Below are 22,146 nucleotides of genomic sequence, written 5' to 3'. Positions count from 1 at the left end.
TTTCCTTGAATTAATGAATATGCATGTACATCACTGTACCCAGCGTGACTGAAAATACGGTGGTTAATGCTGCCAGCGTTTTCCTGATAACTTGTCTTTTGGTTTCTTTCTTTTCACTATCTATCGTTTTAATCGCAATCTCTTTGTTAACCTGGATCCCCTGTCGTGGAATGGTAATAAAGAGATCATTAATGCCGAGAGACTTCAGATCTCGCCTGATCAAGTAGAGTATCTGCGTGAGATTAGCATCATTAACGAAATGACTGCGGCTACCCCATAACTCTGTGGTTATTTTTTGCCTTTCAATGATGTCCAGATGTGCGTTTTCGATAATGAAACTAAGACATTTCGCTCTCATCGCTGTCATCTTAATGACCTGCGAGTTTGAAATGGTTCTTAGTTCATACTTTCCTTCGTTGTAAATGTAGTTGTCATTAATGAGATAAGTTTTCATAACGTCGTCCTTTAGTTATATACATCCTGATTGCCTGTGCTGAATATATGGTGCAAGAATTGTCTTAAGCTATTAATACTCATCTTTTTAATTGTATTGTCATTGGTGTGAGAGACCTGAATCACATTATCTCATGGAAGTTAAATGACATTTAATGGCTTGATAAATGATATTTAATATGGTGATTGTTTATTACTCATATCATGGTTTTGATATACGTAACCAGGCAGATGACGTTGCGCTTAGGTACCTCAGATAAGCATCATTGGTATGTATATAGGGAGATGTTGAAAATGTGATATTTAGTGATTAGTCATTTTTCCTTGAGCATTGGATTATTGGTCCCGCAGAACGAACTGCGACAATTTTTCAAACTTAAAAGGAAATTAAAAATGGCTACAAGCAAACTGATTAAAGGCGATACTCTTACTGAAACCAGCAACGCAGCTGATGGTTTTAACCCAGCAAAAGAAGTCAGCGCATATAGCTATACTTCTGCACGTGTCGCTAAGCCGGTTTATAACCAATATAAGTCTTCCACGACTAAACCTAAGGTATTCGGCTACTACACTGACTGGTCTCAGTATGATGGACGCCTGCAGGGAGATGATTCGAAAGATAACCGTGGTCGTGGTTACGATCTGACCAATGTATCCCCTACCGCTTACGACAAAATCATTGTCGGTTTCGTCGGCGTGACAGGCTTCCACAAAGTTGATGGTTTGTATCGCGATGTGGTTGCTGAAGGCGCAGAGCTGTGCGGTAAAGTGCAGTATGAACCGACTTTCCTCGACCCGTGGGGCGATTTCCAGTCCTACGTTAACGTCGGCCACGATGTCAGCGGTTGGGATGTTGAGCCGAAGACCGTCACTCAGGCGAACACCAAAGGTCTGCTCGGCGGCCTGCGTGACCTGCAGGCCAAAGCGAAAGCTCAGGGCCACGAACTGGCGCTGTCTATGAGCATCGGCGGCTGGACCATGAGTAACGGTTTCCACGAAACCTCTGCTTCTGATTCCGCCCGTAAAACTTTCGCCAAAGGCGTGGTGAAACTGTTCAAACAGTTCCCGATGTTCAGCGAAGTGGATATTGACTGGGAGTACCCGAACGCGGAAGGCGCAGGCAACCCATGCGGTCCGGAAGATGGCGAAAACTATGCCCTGCTGATTGGCGAGCTGCGTAAGCAGCTGGATTCTGCTGGCCTGAGCAATGTCAAAATCTCCATCGCCAGCTCCGCTGTAGTCGCAACTTTCGACTACTCCAACGTCAAAGCGCTGCTGAACGCTGGCCTGTACGGCATCAACCTGATGACCTATGACTTCTTCGGTACCCCGTGGGCTGAGAGTATTACTCACCACACCAACCTGAAAGCATTGGAAGTTGGCGGATGGGCAGTGGATACCATCGTTGACCACCTGCTGTCTGAAGGTTTCCCGTCTGATCGCATCAACATCGGTTATGCAGGCTATACCCGTAACGGCCGCAGTGCTGAGCTGGAGTCACTGTCTCCGCTGAAAGGCACCTATAACGCAGGCACTGGCGATACTACCGGTACGTTTGAATCCGGCACCAACGAATGGTACGACGTGATTTATAACTACCTGGATCTGGAAAACCAGAAAGGTCGTAACGGCTTCAACGTCTACACCGACCAGGTTGCCGATGCTGACTACCTGTATAACCCGGAAAGCAAGCTGTTCATGTCTCTGGATACCCCGCGTTCAGTGAAGGCGAAGGGCGAATACGCAGCGAAACTGGGTCTGGGCGGTATGTTCACCTGGACTATCGATCAGGATAACGGCGTGCTGGTTAACGCCGCTCGTGAAGGTCTGGGCTACGAAATTTCTTCTGAAGTTGTTGATATGGAACCGTTCTACTTTGAAGGTATCAACGTAGAAGCTGCTGACGAAGCAGAGGAAGAAGAAGATAAGACTACTGACGTAAACCATGCGCCGAAAGCGGCCATTGAACTGCGCGTTGTCGGCGGTTCTACCGTACAGCTCTCCGGTGAAGGTTCTTCTGACGAAGATGAAGACGATATCACTTACAGCTGGGGGGTTCCTTCAGAAATCACCGTTGCTGATAAAACGGCTGCTGTGATTGAGTTTGTTGTTCCGGAAGTTTCCGTTAAAACCACCTTCCAGTTCACTCTGTTTGTTCGCGATACATGGGGTGAGCCGTCCACTCAGCAGCGTTTCGTACTGATTGCCGCTCCGGCTGCATCTCAGGTTCAGCCTGAGCCGGAAGAGGAAGAAGAAGAAATCGTTGTTCCAGTAGAGCCAGAAGAAGATACCACTCCGGCTGAAGATGAAACGCCGGCGGATGAAGCGACCTCTGCTTACGCACAGTGGGATGCCAACACCGTTTATGGCGGAAACTGGGGTACGTTTGAAACCGTTAGCTGGAAAGGCCACAACTACCAGGTTAAATGGTGGTCTATGGGCGACCAGCCGGATCTGAACTGTGCTGCGGGCCAGGCATGGACTGACCTTGGTGCTTACTAATCATTTTCGTTAATCGAAAATATTGGGCTCCATAACTAAGGCCCCGGTTTTCCGGGGCTTTTTTCCACCAGGGAACGAGGAATTCTGTCAATGTCCGTCTTGATTAAAAGCAGCCAGATTGATGTAAATAGCTGGTATCAAAAAGTCACTTTAACTATCACCAATGAAAATAGCCGTGCCGTGGATATGAACCATGCGGCAATTGGTTTTACTGGTGCAGGTCACCAGGACCCTTGGGGCAATTTTGGCGGCACTCTCAAAGGGGATATGCCGCTGACGTTGAGCGGTATGGCGCAAGGGACGCTTGATGTTAATGAAATTATTATCAATAACAGCAGTGAACTGTTACTGCAGCCGGGCGAAAGCGGTACGTTATTTTTCAGTTTTGCCGCTACTCAGGTACCGGTAAAAATCTCTACCTTCACATTAACATTGGCCTCATCGGCACAAGATGATACGGCTGATGAAGTTGAACCAGAACCTGAAGTTCCTGCCGATGATACGGCTGATGAAGTTGAACCAGAACCTGAAGTTCCTGCCGATGATACGGCGGATGAGGTTGAACCAGAACCTGAAGTTCCTGTTGATGATGGTGTTATTGAGGGAGAAATACTCGCTATTACCGCAAGCACGGTGAATACAACCAGCTGGTATCAGCGGGTGACTTTCACGGTGACCAATCTCTATTCACAATCTCTCGATCTTAATCAGCTCAAGCTGGAGTTTTCCGCCAGCGCACACCCCGATCCCTACAGCCCTTTTAGCGGCTCTCTATTAGGCAACAAGCCAGTGACGCTGGGCAGCGATGGCGGTTGGCCGATCGAGAAAAACGTGATTACCATTAACAATGATGGGGAACTTCTGCTGGCGGCTGGCGAAAGCGCCGAGCTGCAGTTTTATCTCTCCGCGACCCAAACCCCGGTCACCATGAGCGGATTAGCGGCCACGCTGGCACACGATCCGGGACGTCAGGGGAAAATAGTGGTTCAGTTTCCATCTCTGGCGGAAAGCACAACGCTTAAGCCGATGATTGACCTGCTTTATCCGAATGCCGCTTCACAGCGCTTTGTTGGAGAGTGGGGGCAATCATTAATTATTGGCGATCTTAGCGCTGGGGAGTACGGCATCACCGTGCTGGAACTGTGCAATGATGAAATGAGGATTACGCCTGCGGAATCAGAATTGACGCTCAAACTCATTTCCGGTGACGATGCCCGGACATGCCAGGTGGTATATCAGTCGCCGGTACAGTTTGCCTCGGTGCGCCTTAATGTCGATGCTCTTGAGTTCATCGGAGCAAAAATGGTAGTTGAGCTGTGGTCAGAAGCGGGCGTATGTGAAAGAACGCTGACGCTACCTGTAGGTCAAATTCAGCTGGTGACTCAACTTATGGCGGGTCACAGCTATGCGATTTGCCTGCAACACACCGTAATCAACAACCAGATGATCACCACGCTTGCGCAGCCGACTATTTTTACGCCGATGCAAGGGCAAGTGAAAGAAGTCAGCGTGGGTTTCCAGAAAACCGAGATTGATAGTCACGACTTTGTTGATGTGCAGGCCACGATACTGGGTCTGCCGAAGGGCGTGGCCCCTCAACGTTATCTGTTCTGCTGTGGACAATATCAATATACCCTCATGCTGGAGAGCGATACGCGGCAACAATCGCTGGCGCTACGCCTGGCCCCCGGCCAATACAGCGTTGAAGTGGCTGATATTTTTTTCGAAGGTACGCCATGGCGTTGTGAACTGGATGCGCCGCTGCGGCTGCTGAAAAGTGTCAATAACATCACTCTGGAGTTCATTCAGGGTGTCCCGTTACAGGTCAAGGGTTGGCCGGGTTATCTCGCCCACGGTGGGGTGACGGTTAACGCCAAAGAAGCCGTTACGCTGTATCGCGATGTGCCTTTTAGCGCTCTGTTTAAATATGATGGTTTTGATGGCGGCGGCGATCCGATCCCGGCGGCGGAAGTCGATGTCAATGGCGACGGTTTCCTCGATTATGCTTCATTACCGATTCATAAAACGATTCCGCTGGTGCGTGAGATTGAACAAGAGGCCGATCGTTCAGTGATGCCAGTGATGGTGGTTTATACCGCTAATGCCAGCGGCGGTAGCGCGCTGTCGGATCTCCAGAATGGCCAGCGGTTACGTAACCACTTTGGCAACTTCATTACCCAATGTCTGGCGGCGCAATCTTACAAAGACAGCGACCATGCGGTTCCGGCAACCTTCGTGCTCAATCCTGATTTTTTGGGGGCTATGCAGCAAGAGCCGTACGGCTATACCGCAGTTCGTAAAGCGAATAGCGTGCCGGTTAATGTTCAACTGGCGGCTGCGGTAAATGCTTTGCCATCTCTCCCTGGTTTTAGCGCGCCGTTATTGCCGGAGTTTAGCAATGACCTGTACGGCTATGTTCAGGCAATTAACTACCTTGTTCGGCAATTTGCGCCGGATGTGGCGTTTGGCTGGCAGACTAACGTTTGGGCAACGGGAACGGCCGATTGGGTGCTGCGGGCAAATGCTGATCCTGTTGCTCAGGGGACAGATATCGCTAAATTTATCAATGAACTAGGAGTATATAGCGGCGAGTATGCGCCAGATTTTATCGCTTTCGACAAATTTGAACGTGATTGCTTCAGCCCTGATGCATTGACGCACTATGGCTGGAACGCAACTTGCTGGTTTAACTATTTGGGGATGGTAAAACAGGCGGCGAAAGACCTGCATAAACCGGCGATGTTATGGCAAATTCCCGGCGGGCATATGCCAACAGTAGAAGAGGGGACCAGCAAAATTGCGGCAGCGCATTTTGCCTCAGGTGGTTCTTTCTTTATGGGCGACTCGCGGATTGGTTGCGACCTTAATACCATCACATCAGAGTTGTTAAATACGGCGGTGAATAGCACAACTTATGGAGCAGCGACGGTAGGCGATTTTTTACGCCAGGATGACGGTTATGACTGGGGGCAAATGCAGGCGCTGAATCTGCCTGACTATAACGTTTTCTCCGTGCTTTGGGGCGGCGGTTCAACGGTCAGCATTACGACGATTCATTCCAACGGCGAAGATGGCGGTTGGCTGGCGGACAAAATGGTCGAGTATTACGCGGCACCAAAATATTTTAAATAATATCGCATGTGTTCTTCCATGTAGCGTGGAAAGTGTCACTTCACTGACAGTGGTTCAGAGGGGTTAATATTCTGAATCACTGTTTTTTCATCTGTTTTTATTTCTATGGTGATAGTAACATCCGCAACTTTGTTGTTGTGTTAATACTTGGTTTTATCTTTTAAAAACCTTGTTATTATTTTGATTGAGAATTTACTCATTGTGCTAAGTATTGCGTTTTTGTGCTTGTGTAACATAGATATACTACCGTAAGCATTTACTTATTATTAATTGAAGCTAAACATTTGTGCGTATATTGTTGAGCGACTTATGATTATGGTTTTTAAAGAAAATAATGAAATTAGATATCATCGAAAATGATAATGAGAATACCTTAAACTCATATTTTTTCTCTCAGCAAGCTAAACCACATGCCGCGCTTGATGCACTATTCTCTGCATTATGGTCCTTCGGTAAGCCTTTTAACCTACAGCCAGGGGATGAGTTTTCCCTGAGCTCTGAAGGAGAGAACAAAATAGTACTCCTGGAGTCCGGGATATTTTCATTTTGCCGCTGTGGCTGCGGCCTTCAGGTCTTATCCACCTTTGCCCCTTCTGTTATCGGACTGGTCGATAGCTATGGTGTTACCTATGGCGTTCCAACCCGGCCTGAGCATTATCTTATTGCAGAAACAGAGTGCCGTGGGCGTGCTGTGTCCCTGCCTGATTTTATCAAAGTCGCCGATGAGTGCGATCTCTGGCACGATGTCGCGCGGATTTTGGCCTATCGCTTGATGGTGATGAGTGTGCGCGATCGCGAGTTGGTGGGAGTGGATTCTTACCTGAAAGTCAGGTCGTTATTAATAGAACTTTGGGCTTATGCGAGTGAGTACCGACAGAGTATCAATGTACTCAACTTTATTCAGCGGCGCACAGGAATATCCCGTAGCCGCACCATGAAGCTCCTTTCTGAGTTGAAAAAGGGGGGGTATATCAATATCGATGGTGGGCGTTTGTTAGATATGAAAAAACTCCCCACGGCCTATTAAGTTTTTTTGTGAAAATGTTTAATCGATACTTCACATTAATTAAACATTTTGGCGGTGGTGTTGTTATATATGTTGATTTTTTGATGCATTCATATGTTTGTTGATAGGTCAATAGTCCATATGGCATAGGTACTGGATTAAATGAAATATGTATTAAAACCATGTGGTTACATGAGGTCCTTTAAAAGCAGCCTATGATGATTGCAACTATTTATAGCTTTCATAATAATTAATTAGTGTCAGAGCCCTATTACTCCGTCATTGTTTTTGGTTAGTAGAACTCTTTATCATTTCTTGTTGTTGTTTTTCTCCATGTATAAATAACCAAAAAATGCTTAAGAGTGCCAGGGGAAAACTTCCGTCTGGCAATGTCTGATATTTATGAGCTTATAAAACTGATTATCATTTATTAAATTTAAAAGGGTTTTTATGAAAAAGCATGTATTAGCCATGATGGTGACCGCTATTGCTGCGGGTAGCATGATGTCCTCTGCCTTTGCGGATACGGCAACTGTTTCTGGTGGTACCGTAAATTTCGTTGGGCAGGTTGTTAATGCCGCCTGTTCAGTTTCTGCTGATTCTGTTGATCAAACGGTAACCTTGAGTCAGGTTCGCGCCAGTAAATTAACGGATGCTGGGATGACCGCGAATCAGAAAGAAGATTTCTCTATCAAGTTGGAAGATTGCGACACCACGGTAAGCCAGCAAGCTGCGGTTATTTTTAATGGTCAGCAGGATAGCATGCTTGAAGGAACGCTGGCCAACACCGCCGGTGCGGGTGCGGCAAGCAATGTTGCACTGCAACTGTACGGGCCGGATGGCAAGGTGCTGAATATTGGCGAAACGTCCAGCGCTGTAACCTTGATTGACGGTGAAAACGTTGTTCCTCTGAGTGTGGATTACGTTGCTACTGGCGCAGCCGTTGCCGGCAACGTCTCAGCGACGGCCACGTTTAGTATGGTGTACTCCTGATTTTTTATCGGGCCTCCTCCGTGCATGTTGCGCGGAGGAAACGTTATGTGTGTTGCGAACAAAACCTTCTGAATACTTAGAAAATGATAAAAAAAACAATTCAAACTTTATCGCTGCTGCTGGCCATGTCCGGAATAATAAACCTGGCGCATGCGGGCGGTATCGCTCTGGGAGCAACCCGGGTTATTTATCCGCAGGGGAGTAAACAAGTCTCCCTTCCGGTGATTAACTCCTCTGATAGCAACGTCTTCTTAATTCAGTCCTGGGTTGCGAATGCCGATGGCAGTCGGGCGTCTGATTTCATTATCACACCGCCGCTCTTCGTGATTCAGCCAAAAAAAGAGAACAGGCTGCGGATTATGTATGTCGGCCCCTCTTTGCCAACCGATCGGGAAAGCGTTTTCTATCTCAATAGCAAGGCCATCCCCTCAGTCGATAAAACAACGCTGGCGAAAAACTCGTTGCAAATCGCCACCCAAAGCGTGATTAAACTGTTCATTCGGCCTAAGGATTTACCTATTCCTTCTGCGGATGCGCCCGCGATGCTTCGCTGCCATAGCCAAAATGGTCGATTAACCGTCGCCAACCCATCGCCTTACTATGTTTCACTGGTAGAAATACATGCTGGAAACCAAAAACTGCCTAATACGATGGTTGCACCGAAAAGTGAACTGACGTTAAAAAGTTCTGAAAACCGGGCGACTTTCCAGACCGTAAATGATTTCGGCGCAACAACGCCAGTACAAACCTGCCAGAGCCACTAACATTGTGCTGGAAATTGATGCCATGACGCGTCATTCACCGTCCGTCAGTAAACCGGTGCTGATGACCCTGACTCTGGTATGCGTGTTGACGCTGCCGAAGAGTTGGGCGGATAACTATTTCAATCCCGCGTTCTTGTCTGACGATCCGTCTAAGATCGCCGATCTTTCGCGTTTCGAAGGCAACGGCCAGGCCCCCGGCGTCTATCGGGTCGATGTCTATCTGAACGGCATTTTTCTGGTTACCCGCGATATCACTTTTCAGGCCACGAAGGTGAATGCTGCTACGGTGACGGAAGCTTCAGCCGATGACTCCGGACTGAGCGCTTGCCTGACGCCCGATATGCTCAGTGAGATGAAGGTCAATGTTGAGGCTTTTCCGACATTACTGACGTCCGGCAAGAAGGGGTGTGCGGATATCGCAGCAGCCATTCCGGCAGCCTATACCCGGTTTGATTTCACCCAGCAGCGTCTGAATATCAGCATTCCTCAGGCGGCGATGAAAAACAGCGCCAGAGGCTATATTTCGCCGAAATATTGGGATGAAGGCATCAACGCGCTATTGCTCAATTATACATTTACCGGCGCGAACAGCCGGGATCGTAGTGAAGGTGGCGTTAACGATAACACCTTGTTTCTTGGCCTGAATGGCGGTCTGAATCTGGGTGCCTGGCGTTTGCGTAACTATTCGACATGGAACTACAACAGCAGTAGCGAGAACAATAAAAGCGACTGGCAGCATATCAGCACCTACGTGGAACGCGATCTGGCGGCGCTGAAAAGCGAGCTGACGGCAGGGGACAGCTATACGCCCTCGGCGGTATTCGATAGCTTGCCCTTTCGCGGCCTGCAGTTCGCTTCCGATGACAATATGCTGCCCGACAGCATGAAAGGTTTTGCGCCGACCATTCACGGTATCGCCAAAAGCAACGCCCAGGTGACGATCCGCCAGAATGGCTACATCATCGACCAGCGCTATGTTTCACCCGGCGCATTTACCATTAATGACCTTTATTCGACGGCCTCCAGCGGGGATTTAAGTGTTGAGGTTAAAGAAGCCGATGGCAGCGTCACCCGCTATAGCGTGCCGTATTCCGCGGTGCCGGTTTTGCAACGCGAAGGGCGGCTGAAATATGCGGCCACGGTGGCGAGCTATCGCGGCGACAGTAGCCAAAAAGATAATGTGAAGTTTGCTCAGGCGACGCTGATGTGGGGTCTGCCACACGGTTTTACCGTCTATGGCGGGACGCAGTTTTCTGACAACTATCGCGCGTTGGCGTTAGGGACGGGGGCTAATCTGGGCGATTGGGGCGCGGTATCCGTCGACGTCACTCAGGCATACAGCACCCTGGCGGACGATAGCGAACATCAGGGGCAATCGATGCGTTTTCTGTACGCTAAATCGCTGAATAGCCTGGGGACTAATTTCCAACTGCTCGGTTATCGCTACTCGACATCGGGTTTTTATACTCTCGATGATACGGCCTGGAAACGGATGTCGGGCTACAACGGGCCGACCGACGAGGATGAGGATCAGCGTAACTGGAACGATTATTACAATCTGTATTACACCAAACGCGGAAAAATTCAGTTGAATATCTCTCAGCAACTGGGTCATTTTGGCTCTCTGTATGTTACCGGCAGCCAGCAGAGCTACTGGCATACCGATGAGAAGAATACGCTGCTGCAGGTGGGGTATAGCGATACCCTGGCGGGCGTATCATGGAGCCTTTCCTACAACCAAAGCCGTGCGCCGGGCGAGGACAAAAGCGACCAGCTTTTAGCCCTGAACATCTCGCTGCCGCTGGGGCAGTGGCTACACCACAACGACGACATTACGCATAAAAACCACAATATCTACGCCACCTTCAGTACCAGCACGGATCAGCACGGCGGCGTCACGCAAAACGCCGGGCTCAGCGGTACTTTGCTGGATCAAAATAACCTCAGCTATAGCGTGCAGCAGGGCTATCAGAATCATGGCGTCGGTGAAAGCGGTGCCGCTAGTCTCGAATATGATGGTGCCGAGGGCAATGTTAATGCGGGTTACAACACCAGTGATAACGGCGATTACCAGCAGGTTAACTACGGCCTGAGCGGCGGCATTGTGGCGCATGCGCATGGCGTGACGTTGAGCCAGCCGCTTGGGGATACCAACGTGTTGATCGCCGCGCCGGGAGCAGGAAACGTCAATATTGATGACCAACCGGGTATTCATACCGATAGCCGGGGCTATGCCGTGGTGCCTTATGCCACGACCTATCGACAAAACCGCATGGCGCTGGATGTGAACTCCATGGCGGATGATGTGGATATCGATGACGCCGTCGTCAACGTCGTGCCTACCCAGGGCGCGCTGGTGCTGGCCAACTTTAAAGCGCGGGTCGGTGAGCGTGCGCTCCTGACGCTTCTACATGGCGGGCAGCCGGTACCGTTTGGCGCGACCGCCTCGACCGATGCCCCTGCGCAAGAGGCGATTGTTGGCGATGATGGCGAGGTCTACCTATCCGGACTGAGCGCGCAGGGAACGCTAAAAGTACAGTGGGGCCGCGAGGCTTCACAACAATGCCTCGTGCATTATCAACTTCCCGCAACCCGGCAGGCCCTGGTGCGGCAACATGTGGAATGCCGCTAATGAAGATACGCCTGCTATTTATCCTGCTGGTGGGACTGCTGCTGAGCCGTATTGGGCTGGCGCAGGTGTGCCAGAATATCAATGGTTCGCCTTCCAGCGTCGATTATGATCTGAGTAAGACGCTGACGGCAGCGCAAAACCAGGCCGGGAATACGATACCGTTGGTGAAGCGCCAGGATACGAGCGTGCAGGCGGTTTGTCCTACGGATTTATCTTCGTCGGGGCGAAGTTACCGCTCCTACGTCGCTTCTTCGCCGATCGTGGAAACCCGCAGCGGCTGGCAGTATATGGCGCTGGATTCGACTTATCTGGAAGGTGCCATCCGCATAGATGGCGCATCAGGAGAAAAAATCTATCCTCCAGCTAACTACATTTACATGGGAACTCGCACTAATGCGACCTCGGGCGAAAGTTTTGCCATTCATGACTCAAATCTGACTTTTCAGCTCAAGATCGTTAAACCTTTTGTCGGCACCGTCACTATCGCGCCAAAAACGATGTTCAGCGTTTATGTGACCACGGCGGTAAACGACCCGCTCAGCGACGTGGTTTACAACATCAGTTACAGCGGCACGGTGACCGTCCCGCAAAGCTGCGAGATCAACGCCGGACAGACCATTCTTGTAGATTTCGGTTCGCTCTATAGCGGGGGCTTTACCCACGCAGGAGAGAAACCAACGGGCGTCAGAATTAAAAAATTCAATGTGCCGGTGAAATGCAGTGGCGTGGATTCGCAGGTCAATTTGAGCTTGAGGCTAATCGCGACGGCGGATAGCCACGTTAGCCAGGCCATTGCGTCCGATAATCCGGATGTAGGTGTGGTGGTTGAAACCAACGAGGGCGCGGTATTGACGCCAAACGATACCAGCAGCGTGGAGCCTTTCGTGACCGACGATGCGGGCAAGGCCAATATTTCGCTACAGGCATACCCCGTCAGCACAACCGGAGAAACCCCCGCCGAGGGCGTATTTACTGCCCTGGCTAATCTACGGGTGGACTTCGACTAAATGAATCTAAAACGTGGCTTATTTTTAGCTCTCCTGTGCTGGTGCTCATTTTGCCAGGCCGATGATACCGGCAACAATCTGGCGTTCACCGGCACGATTGTGGCGCAAACCTGCGATGTGGAGCTTTCCAGCCTCAGTCAGAGCATCGATTTAGGACAGTTTTCGGTTGAAGATTTCCCCTCGACCGGAACGACGACGAAATTTAAGCCGTTTAATATCAACCTGAAGAACTGCTCGCGCGGGATCACGGGAACCAAAATCTGGTTTACCGGCACGGCGGATAGCGATGACCCGTCGTTACTGGCGCTGACCGATACCGGCATGGGCAGCGAAAGTATGTTGGCCACCGGCGTTGGTGTCGAGCTTCTCGATGATGATCAGGATGATGTCAGTATGAATAACAGCGACTCGGTGGTTTATCCGCTGAAGGCCGGACGCAATACGCTCTCTTTCTATATTCGCTACAAATCCACTCAACCTACGGTCACCTCCGGTAACGCCACGGCGGTGATGTATTTCGACCTGCAGTACGAATAGGACGTGGCAATGAACAAATATATTCATTTTGTGTGCATGGCTTACTTCGTTCTGGTGCTGGGGAAAACAGAGGCCCACGACGGGCGGGTCTATGTCACCGGTACGATTACCGATAACACCTGCACGCTGTCGCCGGATTCAGAAAATATTGACGTGGATATGGGAACCGTGTCGAACCGCCAGTTTTACCAGGCTGGCGATGGCTCTGCCTGGCAGCCTTTTGCCATTGATTTGCAGAACTGCGGCAGTACCGTCAGCGGCGTTACGGTGAGCTTCAGCGGCACGGCAAACGGGCGAAATGCGGACCTGCTGGCGCTGGTCGAAGGGGCTGACGATGCCGCAGGCGTTGGGATTGGTATCTATGACAAAGATAAAAACCTGATTCCGTTGGGGCAGGAGAGTGAAGTGATGGCGCTCTCCTCGGGGCAGGCTTCCGCTCACTTACAATTTTATGCCCGCTACATTGCCGACGGCAGCGCGGTTACCGCCGGCACGGCTAATGCTTCAGCAACGTTTATCCTCGCCTATGAATAAGTTTATTCTTTTTATCCTGATGGTCCTGCTGTTGCCGGTTTCACAGGCGCAGGCGGGGGTGGTGATTGGCGGGACGCGTTTTATCTATAACGCAAAGATGACGACGCTAAGCGTCCCGGTGAACAATACCACCTCTGAAAGCTGGCTTATTGATAGCCATATTCAATCGGCACAACGTTGGCCCGGCGCGGTTGCTACGCCTGGAGGTAAGCCTCCGTTTGTTATCACGCCGCCGCTGTTTCGCCTTGCCGCGGGGCAGGAGAATACGCTGCGCGTGACCTGGACTGGCGACAGTTTGCCCGTCGATCGGGAAAGTTTGTTTACCTTAAGTATTGCCGCGATCCCCTCCGGAAAACCTGGCGTCAACAGCTTACAGATGGCGTTTCGTTCCGCGTTGAAGCTTATCTATCGCCCTTCCAGCCTGGCGGGTGAGCCGCAACAGGCGTACCGGCAACTACGCTGGACGTTGACCCGGGAGGGATTGGCGGTGCAGAACCCCGGTCCTTATTACGTCACGCTTTTCCTGCTCAATACTAACGGCAAGCCTGTCGATACGGCGGGCGTCGTCGCCCCTTTTTCAACGCGCAAAACCCCATGGTGCCAGCAGGTGCATACCTGCGCTGTGCGCTGGCAAAGCATCAATGATTATGGTCGGGTGCTGCCGCCGATAACGGCGAATACGTCGCTTGCGCGCTGACTTGTTTACCCCCTGGAATGAGAGTTTTTTCTATGCATTTTTCATCTTTAAAACTGACCCGACTGGCGGTCCTGGCGCTGGCGAGCGGCGCGATTTCATTACCCGCGCTGGCAACTGACAGCGACCCGGCATCGCAGATTGGCCCTGCGGCCGAAGCGTATATCGCCAGCCACCCGGATAAAGTCGGCGAAGCGGTGGCGACGTATCTGGCGAACCACCCTGAATTCTTGATTGCTGCCAGCGAAACGCTGCATCAACGTCAGCAAATTGCCCAACAGCAAGCCTATGTGCAGTTGGCGCTACAGTACCAGTCAGGATTGCTGAGCAGCGCCAGCCCCTCCGTCGGCCCGGCTGATGCGAAATCAGCGGTGGTCATGTTTTTTGATTACCAGTGTTCCTGGTGCAGCAAGATGGCGCCGGTCGTTGAGAACCTGATCAAAGCCAACCCGGATACACGCTTTATTTTCAAAGAGTTCCCTATCTTCTCTTCGCGCTGGCCGGTTTCCGGGCTGGCGGCACGAGTTGGTGAGCAGGTGTGGTTAACTGATGGTGGTACGAAATATCTCGACTGGCACAACGCGTTATATGCCACAGGTAAAGTCGAGGGTGCGCTGGCGGAACAAGATGTCTACAGCCTTGCGCAGCATTATCTGTCGAAGGAAAAGATTGCGGAGGTCAAACAGGCGCAGGACAGCGGTGCAATACATGATGCGCTGCTAACAAATCAGGCGCTGGCTCAGCATATGAATTTCTCCGGTACGCCTGCGTTCGTGGTGATGCCGCAGTCAAAAACGCCGGAGGCCAACCGCGTTTCGGTGATGCCAGGAAGTTCATCGCAGGACGCCCTGCAAATGGCGATTCAGAAAGCAAAAGGCTAAGGTCGGCGCTATACACCGGGGCGGTCGCGCCCTGGTGAGATCAAATACAGGAGTGCCGAATTATGGATAAAACGCCTCTCGTTCGTTTTGTGGTTCCAACCGTGGTCATGCCGCTTTTTTTTATTGGCTGCGCGCTTGCCGCTTCCGGCGGCCAGCTCCGATTTTCTGGCAGCGTGGTTACCGCGGGTTGCTGGAATGAAATGGGAACCTCCGATATTTTATGCCACCGAGAGGATCGCGTTGAGCGTCATATCACGGTGGAAAATCTCGTTGTCCCCACGACCTCTCCCCATGCCACGATTGAGAAAAACTATCTGGATGAGGATAAGCAACTGACATTACTTCGGGTGGTTTATGATTGACGGGAATTGCCCGTCAGTACCGCTCGCCGTTGGATTGTTAAGATTGGTTTAAGCTTACCCATATCATTGATAAGGCAAATTCTCGATATTCTTTTATTCGTTAAAACCGATCATAAAAGCAATTTAAAACTGATTTTTTCGATGTTTTGCCGCCTGTATTATACTTTTATCGAGTTGTTGACCAGCAAGGTGAGAGTAAAAGTGAAACATCTGCAGCGTTTTTTTAGTAGCGATGCTTCCGGGGGCATTATCTTAATCTTCGCCGCCGTGTTGGCGATGTTATTGGCAAATACTGGAGTGACCAGTGGTTTTTATCACTCTTTTCTGGAAACGCCGGTTCAGCTGCGCGTGGGCGCGTTAGAGATCAACAAAAACATGCTGTTGTGGATTAACGACGCGCTGATGGCGGTGTTTTTCCTGCTGATTGGCCTGGAAGTTAAGCGTGAGATGAACCAGGGGGCGTTAGCCAGCCGTCGCCAGGCCGTATTCCCGGTCGTAGCGGCATTAGGTGGCATGGTGGTTCCGGCACTGGTGTATCTGGCGTTTAATGCCCTGGATCCGATTGCCAGAGAGGGATGGGCGATTCCGGCAGCGACCGATATCGCTTTTGCGTTGGGCGTTCTGGCGCTGTTGGGCAATCGGGTTCCCGCCGCGCTGAAGATCTTCCTGATGGCGCTGGCCATCATTGATGACCTCGGGGCGATTATTATTATTGCCCTGTTCTATACCAACGACCTTTCAGTGCTGTCATTGATCGTTGCTGCAGGGGCAATCGTTGTTCTGGCGGCGTTAAATCTGAGCGGCGTGCGGCGTACCGGAATCTACATTCTGGTCGGTGCGGTACTTTGGACTGCGGTATTAAAATCAGGCGTTCATGCGACGCTGGCGGGAGTTATTGTTGGCTTTATGATCCCGCTAAAAGAGCAGAACGGTAAATCTCCGGCGAAGCAGCTTGAGCACGTTCTGCATCCATGGGTGGCATTCTTAATTCTGCCGCTGTTCGCCTTTGCTAATGCGGGGGTCTCGCTGCAGGGCGTGACGGCTGAAGGGCTAACCTCTCTGCTGCCGCTGGGGATCATCGCTGGGCTGTTTATCGGTAAGCCGCTTGGGATCAGTGCATTTTGCTGGTTGGCGCTGAAGATGAAATGGGCCTCGCTGCCGGAAGGCACAACCTGCAAGCAGGTTATGGCGGTCGGCATTCTATGCGGGATTGGCTTCACCATGTCGATTTTTATCGCCACACTGGCTTTCAGTAGCGTTGACCCAGGATTGATCAACTGGGCCAAGCTTGGCATCCTGATTGGATCGATATTATCGGCAGTCACGGGATACATCATATTGCGTAAGCGCGTAACGGAGTCGGGCTACGCCGCTTAATAACTCACGGAGAGCCGTTACGGCTCTCCTAGACATTATCAGGGAGAGAAGCATGTCGCATATCAACTACAACCACCTGTACTACTTCTGGCATGTCTACAAAGAAGGCTCTGTTGTCGGTGCGGCAGAGGCGTTGTTTCTGACACCGCAAACCATCACCGGGCAGATTAAAGCGCTGGAAGAACGTCTGCAGGGGAAGTTGTTCAAACGTAAAGGAAGAGGGCTGGAGCCCAGTGAACTCGGGGAACTGGTTTTCCGCTATGCCGATCGCATGTTTACGCTGAGCCAGGAAATGCTGGATATCGTTAACTATCGCAAAGAGTCCAATCTGTTGTTTGATGTCGGCGTCGCGGATGCGCTGTCAAAAAGGTTGGTTAGCGGCGTCCTTGATGCTGCGGTCGTCGGCAACGAACAGATCCATTTACGCTGTTTTGAATCGACCCACGAAATGCTGCTTGAGCAGCTAAGCCAGCATAAGCTCGACATGATCATCTCTGATTGCCCTATCGACTCCACTCAACAGGAAGGGCTGTTTTCGGTGAAAATCGGCGAATGTAGCGTTAGCTTCTGGTGTATGAATCCGCCGCCGAAAAAGCCGTTCCCGGCCTGCCTGGAAGAACGTCGATTACTGATCCCCGGACGCCGCTCGATGCTGGGGCGTAAGCTGCTCAACTGGTTTAACTCGCAGGGATTAAAGGTGGAAATTCTGGGAGAGTTTGATGATGCGGCGCTGATGAAAGCCTTCGGTGCGGCTCACAACGCCATTTTCGTTGCGCCAACGCTATATGTTCATGACTTTTATAGTGATAAATCGATAGTTGAGATCGGGCGGATGGACAACGTGATGGAAGAGTATCACGCCATCTTCGCGGAAAGGATGATTCAGCATCCGGCAGTACAGCGTATCTGTAACCGTGATTATTCGGCGCTTTTCACGCCGCCGCAGGCATAAAGCACGCAATATTTCCGGCTGCGGTGATGAGTATCGCAGCCGGGTTAAACTACAGCGCCAGCAAGCTACGATATTGCCCGCCTTCGCGGATAAATACCGGGATGCGGCTTAGGGGTGTACCGTAGCGCAGCGTCTGCCCTCCCTGATAGCTCTCGCCAGTGGCAAGGTCGGTCCATTTCTCACCTTCCGGCAGCCAGACGTCGCGCTCGCGCATGCCTTCATGCATAACGGGCGCAACCAGCAGATCGGGGCCGAAACAGTACTGATCGGTGATTTCCCAGCTTTTTACCTGATCGGGGAATTCAAAAAACAGGGTCCGCATGACCGGTGTATTGCGTTTATGGGTTTCTGCCATCAGCGCTTTAATATAAGGCTTGAGCTTCTCTCGCAAGGTCAGACAGCCCGTCAGCACGTCACACACGTCCTCGCCATAGCTCCAGACTTCATTTGGCGCGCCGGTTGGGCACTGGGCAATCCCGTCCCGATAAGGCTGATCCGGTAGAATCTGCGGATCGCGATTGCCGTGCAGGCGCATAACCGGGCTAAAGACTCCCCACTGGAACCAACGAATCAGCAGCTCATGAAAGCGCGGGTCGTGAATATTGCCGCCATGAAAGCCGCCAATGTCCGTCGTCCACCACGGAATGCCCGCGATCCCCATATTCAGGCCGGCGGCAAACTGGTTGCGCAGAGAACGAAACGAAGAGTGAATGTCGCCTGACCACACCAACGCACCGTAGCGTTGGCTGCCCGCCCACGCGCAGCGTAGCAGGTTGATAACCTGATCTTCACCATCCGCTTTCATGCCGTCAAAGAAGGTTTTGGCGTACATTCGCGGATAGATATTGCCGACTTCCAGCACCGGCCCGGCGTGATAGCGATAGTTATCGTAGTCATAGACGCTAAACTCCGGCTCGGCTTCATCTAACCAGAAGAGCTTCACGCCCTTGTCGTAATAATTGCGCTTTGCCTTGCCCCAAACGTAGTCGCGGGCGCCGGGATGGGTGGCATCAAAGAAGGTAGTATTGCCGAGGAAGTCCATGTTAATCGGCAATCCGCGTTCCGTCTGTACCAGCCAGCCGTTTTCGCGCATCTCCCGATAGCTCTCGGTACGGCTGTCAACCGTTGGCCAGACGGAGACCATCAGCTCGATACCCAATGATTTCAGCTCGGCAATCATCGCGTCGGGGTCGGGCCAGTCGCGCGGGTCGAACATCCAGTCGCCCTGATTCGGCCAGTGGAAGAAATCGATAACGATCACCGAGATGGGCAAGTTGCGCTGTTTATATTCGCGGGCGACCGCGAGCAACTCTTCCTGCGTGCGATAGCGTAGTTTGCACTGCCAGAAGCCCATGGCGTAATCCGGCATCATTGGCGGCGTGCCGGTAGCGAGCGCATAAGCCTGGCTAATTTCTGCCGGGGTATCTCCGGCGGTGATCCAGTAGTCCAGCTGTTCGCTGACGTGGGCTTCCCATTCCGTCACGTTTTGCGCAAACGTCGCCCGACCGATGGCCGGGTTGTTCCATAAAAATCCGTAGCCCAGGCTGGAGAGCATAAAAGGTACCGAAGCCTGAGAGTTGCGCTGGGCCAGCTCAAGTACGCACCCTTTGAGATCCAGATTTGCCTGCTGATATTGGCCCATGCCGTAGATTTTTTCCCCTTCGGCGGCTTCGAAGCGGGCTTTGACCGCATATTTCCCGCCCTGAATCGGACGGAACTCGCGGCCCTCAAGATTAAGGGCGCTGACGTACTGGCCGTGAGAGGATTCATCTTCGCCAATTTCCCCCCGCTGACGCCAGAACTCCTGCAACAGGCACTTATGCGGATGGCGATAAAAGGCGATTTGCCCCTTTTGATTGACGATAGCGATAATCTTTCCGTTGGTCAGCGTGGCCTGCTTTTGGTCATAAACGATGTGGCAGGCGCTTTCAGCGACGGGTTCCGTCAGCGCCCAGTCTTCATTTCGCATAACCGGTAGATGACGGCCGCTGCGCACACGCAGGCTGTTCTCACCCCAGGGTTCTATCCATAAATAGCGATCGTTTTGCTGCCAGACCAGACGACGCGGGTCTTGTTGCAAAAATGGCATGGTGGTTCCTCCCATATTCAGGTGGTGAAGGTGAAGAGCGTTAGTGGTTGGTTGTTTCTAGATCGTGGCGAACCCTGTCTTCCATGGCTTCGTATTTTCGGAAGAACAGTAGCGGGATCGCGGCGAGGGCGAAGAGCAGGGCGGGTGCCCAGATGAAGGCCCAGGTTATCCCCTCCAGTCCCGTTGCGCTTTGGGCGTGGTTGGGGACGTAGCCAAAACTGTTCATTATCCAGGCGGCGAAGGCGGTACCGATGCCGCTGCCCATCTTGATGCAGAAGGTGCTGCCGAAGGCGATAAGAATACCGGTTGCCTTAATGCCCGTTTTCCAGGCACCGAAGTCGACGGCGAAGCCCAGCATGGCAAAGGGCATTGAGCAGGCGATGCCGCTACCGATATTGCCGATAACCCAGGCGGCGATCAGCAAAGGAATGTTATCCGCAGCCAGCCACATCATCACGCCGCCCAGCGTAGCGACCAGCAGGCCGCTAATCCAAATCCAGGTCTTGGCGATATATTTACTGAAGAAAGGGATAGCGATGATAAACAGGATCTGGATAGTGGCCAGACTGTTAATCAGCGGGACCAGATCTTTGCGATCGAGGTTGTAGCTCAGATAATAGACGATGGTCGTCGAACGTTGCTGAAGGGCTATCCAGAAGATCAGATTTGCCAGCACCATCAGTATCCACGGCCAGTTGCCTTTCATTGCCGCGAAGCTTTTTTTCATCGGCAGTTTGGGTTCTTTCTGTATTTTATCCGCATCCATTTCGCGAATATTTTTAAACGCAAAAAGGGTTAGCGAACAGGATATAATGGCGAACAGAATCGCGGTGTAAATAAACCCGGCATGGTCATTACCTTTACCTAAAAAAGCCACTAACGGCAGCGCGGTGGCGTTCATTAACAGGACCCCAATTTGTCCGCCGGTCATTCTCCATGAGTTTAATACCAGGCGCTCTTTAGGAGATAAAGTCATCAGCGGTAATATTGCGCTGAGCGGCGTATTGAGTCCGGTAAATAAAATACTGGCAATCATGTAAGATATTGCTGCATATATGGCTTTTCCGGTCATGCTGATATCGGGAGACCAAAAAGACAGCGCGCTAAATACGCCAAATGGCAGCGGTAGCCACAGAAACCAGGGGCGACATTTCCCGTAGCGAGAGCGTGTTTTATCGATGATAATCCCCCAGATAGGGGCGTCGATACCGTCCACAATACGCGCCAGCAGAAGGATCACGCCTGCTACCGCAAGGCTAATACCTGCAACGTCGGTGTAGAAATATAATATGTACGTTGAACCGAAACAGTACAGCAGGTTGCCAGCGACATCTAAAGAACCGTAGCTGATGCGCTGTAGCAAAGATAATGATGTTGACCCGGAAGTCTGGGTATCCTCAATAACAGAACTCATGGTGATAACTCCTGTATTGGAACGACACGCCCAGAAAAACAGCTTTTATTTTCTAAGCAGTAGGGTATTTTTTATTTTTTAATCTTTATGAATAGTGACCTTAGGGGTAAATGGAGTCATTAAATTGTACATAAAAAATAGTTAACCACAGCGGTGCGATCAATTATCAAATCTTACATCAGGATTGCGTTTATTCGTTTTTCTATGAGTTATTATGCTATTTGCCATGCTGGTCACATTTTCATCGGAAATGAAATAAAATCATTTATACAATGAAAGAAAATATCTTTCATATACGCTATTGGAGATCCTGGCGAGGGTGCTGGTTGGTAAGGCGAAAGAAGCGGAGCGATGGCGATAGATGAGCGAAGTCGACAACCGACAGGCATAAAAAAACCCGCTTTCGCGGGTTTTTTCACAAAGCGACAACAAGCAGGCGATTAAGCCAGTTTGTTGATCTGAGCGGTCAGGTTTGCTTTATGACGCGCAGCTTTGTTTTTGTGGATCAGACCTTTAGCAGCCTGACGGTCCACGATTGGTTGCATTTCGTTAAATGCTTTCAGTGCAGTAGCTTTGTCGCCAGCTTCGATGGCTGCGTATACTTTCTTGATGAAAGTACGCATCATAGAGCGACGGCTAGCGTTGTGCTTGCGGGCCTTTTCAGACTGAACGGCGCGCTTCTTAGCTGATTTGATATTAGCCAAGGTCCAACTCCCAAATGTGTTCTATATGGACAATTCAAAGGCCGAGGAGAATGCCCGTTTAGCCTTCTTTTGTCAATGGATTTGTGCAAATAAGCGTCGCTTAAAACAACAAC

At 51.0% G+C, this 22,146-nt stretch carries 18 protein-coding genes; 14 read left to right on the top strand and 4 right to left on the bottom strand.

Annotated elements, in window-relative coordinates; genetic code table 11:
* Nucleotides 1-10 precede the first annotated feature (10 nt).
* A complete protein-coding gene (locus ACMYSL_RS24605) occupies nt 11-454 on the bottom strand; it encodes a winged helix-turn-helix domain-containing protein (RefSeq protein WP_182236187.1) in 444 nt (147 codons plus the stop codon).
* 392 nt (nt 455-846) lie between these two features.
* On the opposite strand from ACMYSL_RS24605, the gene ACMYSL_RS24600 reads away from it, so the two are divergent.
* The 14 genes from ACMYSL_RS24600 (at nt 847) to nhaR (ending at nt 17,826) form a co-directional block, all read left to right on the top strand.
* Complete coding sequence (locus ACMYSL_RS24600; RefSeq protein ID WP_434660202.1) at nt 847-2,955, top strand: glycosyl hydrolase family 18 protein; 2,109 nt, start codon at nt 847-849, stop codon at nt 2,953-2,955.
* A gap of 90 nt (nt 2,956-3,045) precedes the next feature.
* Nucleotides 3,046-6,087 carry a chitinase gene (locus tag ACMYSL_RS24595; protein ID WP_434660200.1) on the top strand — a complete coding sequence of 1,014 codons (3,042 nt, stop codon included), beginning with the start codon at nt 3,046-3,048 and terminating at the stop codon, nt 6,085-6,087.
* A gap of 334 nt (nt 6,088-6,421) precedes the next feature.
* The gene (locus tag ACMYSL_RS24590; protein ID WP_434660198.1) at nt 6,422-7,114 is read left to right on the top strand and encodes a helix-turn-helix domain-containing protein; all 693 of its coding nucleotides are present in this window, start codon (nt 6,422-6,424) and stop codon (nt 7,112-7,114) included.
* A gap of 429 nt (nt 7,115-7,543) precedes the next feature.
* The gene (locus tag ACMYSL_RS24585; protein ID WP_304255813.1) at nt 7,544-8,086 is read left to right on the top strand and encodes a fimbrial protein BcfA; all 543 of its coding nucleotides are present in this window, start codon (nt 7,544-7,546) and stop codon (nt 8,084-8,086) included.
* Between the two features lie 83 nt (nt 8,087-8,169).
* Nucleotides 8,170-8,850 carry a fimbria/pilus periplasmic chaperone gene (locus ACMYSL_RS24580; RefSeq protein ID WP_434660197.1) on the top strand — a complete coding sequence of 227 codons (681 nt, stop codon included), beginning with the start codon at nt 8,170-8,172 and terminating at the stop codon, nt 8,848-8,850.
* 22 nt (nt 8,851-8,872) lie between these two features.
* Nucleotides 8,873-11,482 carry a fimbrial biogenesis usher protein gene (locus ACMYSL_RS24575; RefSeq protein ID WP_434664249.1) on the top strand — a complete coding sequence of 870 codons (2,610 nt, stop codon included), beginning with the start codon at nt 8,873-8,875 and terminating at the stop codon, nt 11,480-11,482.
* Nucleotides 11,482-12,489: a fimbrial protein BcfD gene (locus tag ACMYSL_RS24570; RefSeq protein ID WP_434660195.1), complete on the top strand. Its 1,008-nt coding sequence runs from the start codon at nt 11,482-11,484 to the stop codon at nt 12,487-12,489. The genes ACMYSL_RS24575 and ACMYSL_RS24570 overlap by 1 nt, the downstream gene beginning before the upstream one ends.
* Nucleotides 12,490-13,026, top strand: a complete 537-nt coding sequence (locus ACMYSL_RS24565) for a fimbrial protein BcfE (protein WP_434660193.1) — start codon at nt 12,490-12,492, stop codon at nt 13,024-13,026. It begins immediately after the preceding gene.
* Nucleotides 13,027-13,062: 36 nt separating this feature from the next.
* Complete coding sequence (locus ACMYSL_RS24560) at nt 13,063-13,560, top strand: fimbrial protein BcfF (RefSeq protein ID WP_434664248.1); 498 nt, start codon at nt 13,063-13,065, stop codon at nt 13,558-13,560.
* Nucleotides 13,553-14,257 (top strand): pili/flagellar-assembly chaperone, encoded by a 705-nt coding sequence (locus ACMYSL_RS24555; RefSeq protein WP_434660191.1) that lies wholly within the window; start codon nt 13,553-13,555, stop codon nt 14,255-14,257. The genes ACMYSL_RS24560 and ACMYSL_RS24555 overlap by 8 nt, the downstream gene beginning before the upstream one ends.
* A gap of 32 nt (nt 14,258-14,289) precedes the next feature.
* Entirely contained in the window at nt 14,290-15,135 is an 846-nt protein-coding gene (locus tag ACMYSL_RS24550) for a DsbA family protein (RefSeq protein WP_182236206.1), read from the top strand.
* Between the two features lie 62 nt (nt 15,136-15,197).
* Nucleotides 15,198-15,497 (top strand): hypothetical protein, encoded by a 300-nt coding sequence (locus ACMYSL_RS24545; RefSeq protein WP_434660190.1) that lies wholly within the window; start codon nt 15,198-15,200, stop codon nt 15,495-15,497.
* A 201-nt stretch (nt 15,498-15,698) separates the two neighbouring features.
* Nucleotides 15,699-16,874: a Na+/H+ antiporter NhaA gene (nhaA, locus tag ACMYSL_RS24540; RefSeq protein ID WP_434660189.1), complete on the top strand. Its 1,176-nt coding sequence runs from the start codon at nt 15,699-15,701 to the stop codon at nt 16,872-16,874.
* Nucleotides 16,875-16,926: 52 nt separating this feature from the next.
* Entirely contained in the window at nt 16,927-17,826 is a 900-nt protein-coding gene (gene nhaR, locus ACMYSL_RS24535) for a transcriptional activator NhaR (protein ID WP_434660187.1), read from the top strand.
* 49 nt (nt 17,827-17,875) lie between these two features.
* On the opposite strand, the gene ACMYSL_RS24530 is transcribed toward nhaR, so the two are convergent.
* From ACMYSL_RS24530 to rpsT, 3 genes are all read right to left on the bottom strand, one after another.
* Entirely contained in the window at nt 17,876-19,915 is a 2,040-nt protein-coding gene (locus ACMYSL_RS24530; protein ID WP_434660185.1) for a glycoside hydrolase family 31 protein, read from the bottom strand.
* A gap of 40 nt (nt 19,916-19,955) precedes the next feature.
* Nucleotides 19,956-21,329, bottom strand: coding sequence for an MFS transporter (locus tag ACMYSL_RS24525; RefSeq protein ID WP_434660184.1), 1,374 nt, complete (start codon nt 21,327-21,329; stop codon nt 19,956-19,958).
* A 440-nt stretch (nt 21,330-21,769) separates the two neighbouring features.
* Complete coding sequence (gene rpsT / locus ACMYSL_RS24520; protein ID WP_003018940.1) at nt 21,770-22,033, bottom strand: 30S ribosomal protein S20; 264 nt, start codon at nt 22,031-22,033, stop codon at nt 21,770-21,772.
* Nucleotides 22,034-22,146: the final 113 nt, after the last annotated feature.

The organism is Klebsiella sp. MISC125, from assembly GCF_051131775.1.
GTDB lineage: Bacteria > Pseudomonadota > Gammaproteobacteria > Enterobacterales > Enterobacteriaceae > Klebsiella.
Note: the sequence above shows the minus strand (reverse complement) of the source record. Positions and strands in the feature narration are given on the sequence as shown.

Bases quoted from the DNA above. Each gene is read 5' to 3' on its own strand.
- ACMYSL_RS24550 (WP_182236206.1), top strand. From the start codon at position 14,290: ATGCATTTTTCATCTTTAAAACTGACCCGACTGGCGGTCCTGGCGCTG.
- ACMYSL_RS24575 (WP_434664249.1), top strand. From the start codon at position 8,873: ATGACGCGTCATTCACCGTCCGTCAGTAAACCGGTGCTGATGACCCTG.
- ACMYSL_RS24595 (WP_434660200.1), top strand. From the start codon at position 3,046: ATGTCCGTCTTGATTAAAAGCAGCCAGATTGATGTAAATAGCTGGTAT.
- ACMYSL_RS24580 (WP_434660197.1), top strand. From the start codon at position 8,170: ATGATAAAAAAAACAATTCAAACTTTATCGCTGCTGCTGGCCATGTCC.
- ACMYSL_RS24530 (WP_434660185.1), bottom strand. From the start codon at position 19,915: ATGCCATTTTTGCAACAAGACCCGCGTCGTCTGGTCTGGCAGCAAAAC.
- ACMYSL_RS24565 (WP_434660193.1), top strand. From the start codon at position 12,490: ATGAATCTAAAACGTGGCTTATTTTTAGCTCTCCTGTGCTGGTGCTCA.
- ACMYSL_RS24525 (WP_434660184.1), bottom strand. From the start codon at position 21,329: ATGAGTTCTGTTATTGAGGATACCCAGACTTCCGGGTCAACATCATTA.
- nhaR (WP_434660187.1), top strand. From the start codon at position 16,927: ATGTCGCATATCAACTACAACCACCTGTACTACTTCTGGCATGTCTAC.
- ACMYSL_RS24560 (WP_434664248.1), top strand. From the start codon at position 13,063: ATGGCTTACTTCGTTCTGGTGCTGGGGAAAACAGAGGCCCACGACGGG.
- ACMYSL_RS24570 (WP_434660195.1), top strand. From the start codon at position 11,482: ATGAAGATACGCCTGCTATTTATCCTGCTGGTGGGACTGCTGCTGAGC.
- ACMYSL_RS24585 (WP_304255813.1), top strand. From the start codon at position 7,544: ATGAAAAAGCATGTATTAGCCATGATGGTGACCGCTATTGCTGCGGGT.
- ACMYSL_RS24555 (WP_434660191.1), top strand. From the start codon at position 13,553: ATGAATAAGTTTATTCTTTTTATCCTGATGGTCCTGCTGTTGCCGGTT.
- ACMYSL_RS24600 (WP_434660202.1), top strand. From the start codon at position 847: ATGGCTACAAGCAAACTGATTAAAGGCGATACTCTTACTGAAACCAGC.
- ACMYSL_RS24590 (WP_434660198.1), top strand. From the start codon at position 6,422: ATGAAATTAGATATCATCGAAAATGATAATGAGAATACCTTAAACTCA.
- ACMYSL_RS24605 (WP_182236187.1), bottom strand. From the start codon at position 454: ATGAAAACTTATCTCATTAATGACAACTACATTTACAACGAAGGAAAG.
- ACMYSL_RS24545 (WP_434660190.1), top strand. From the start codon at position 15,198: ATGGATAAAACGCCTCTCGTTCGTTTTGTGGTTCCAACCGTGGTCATG.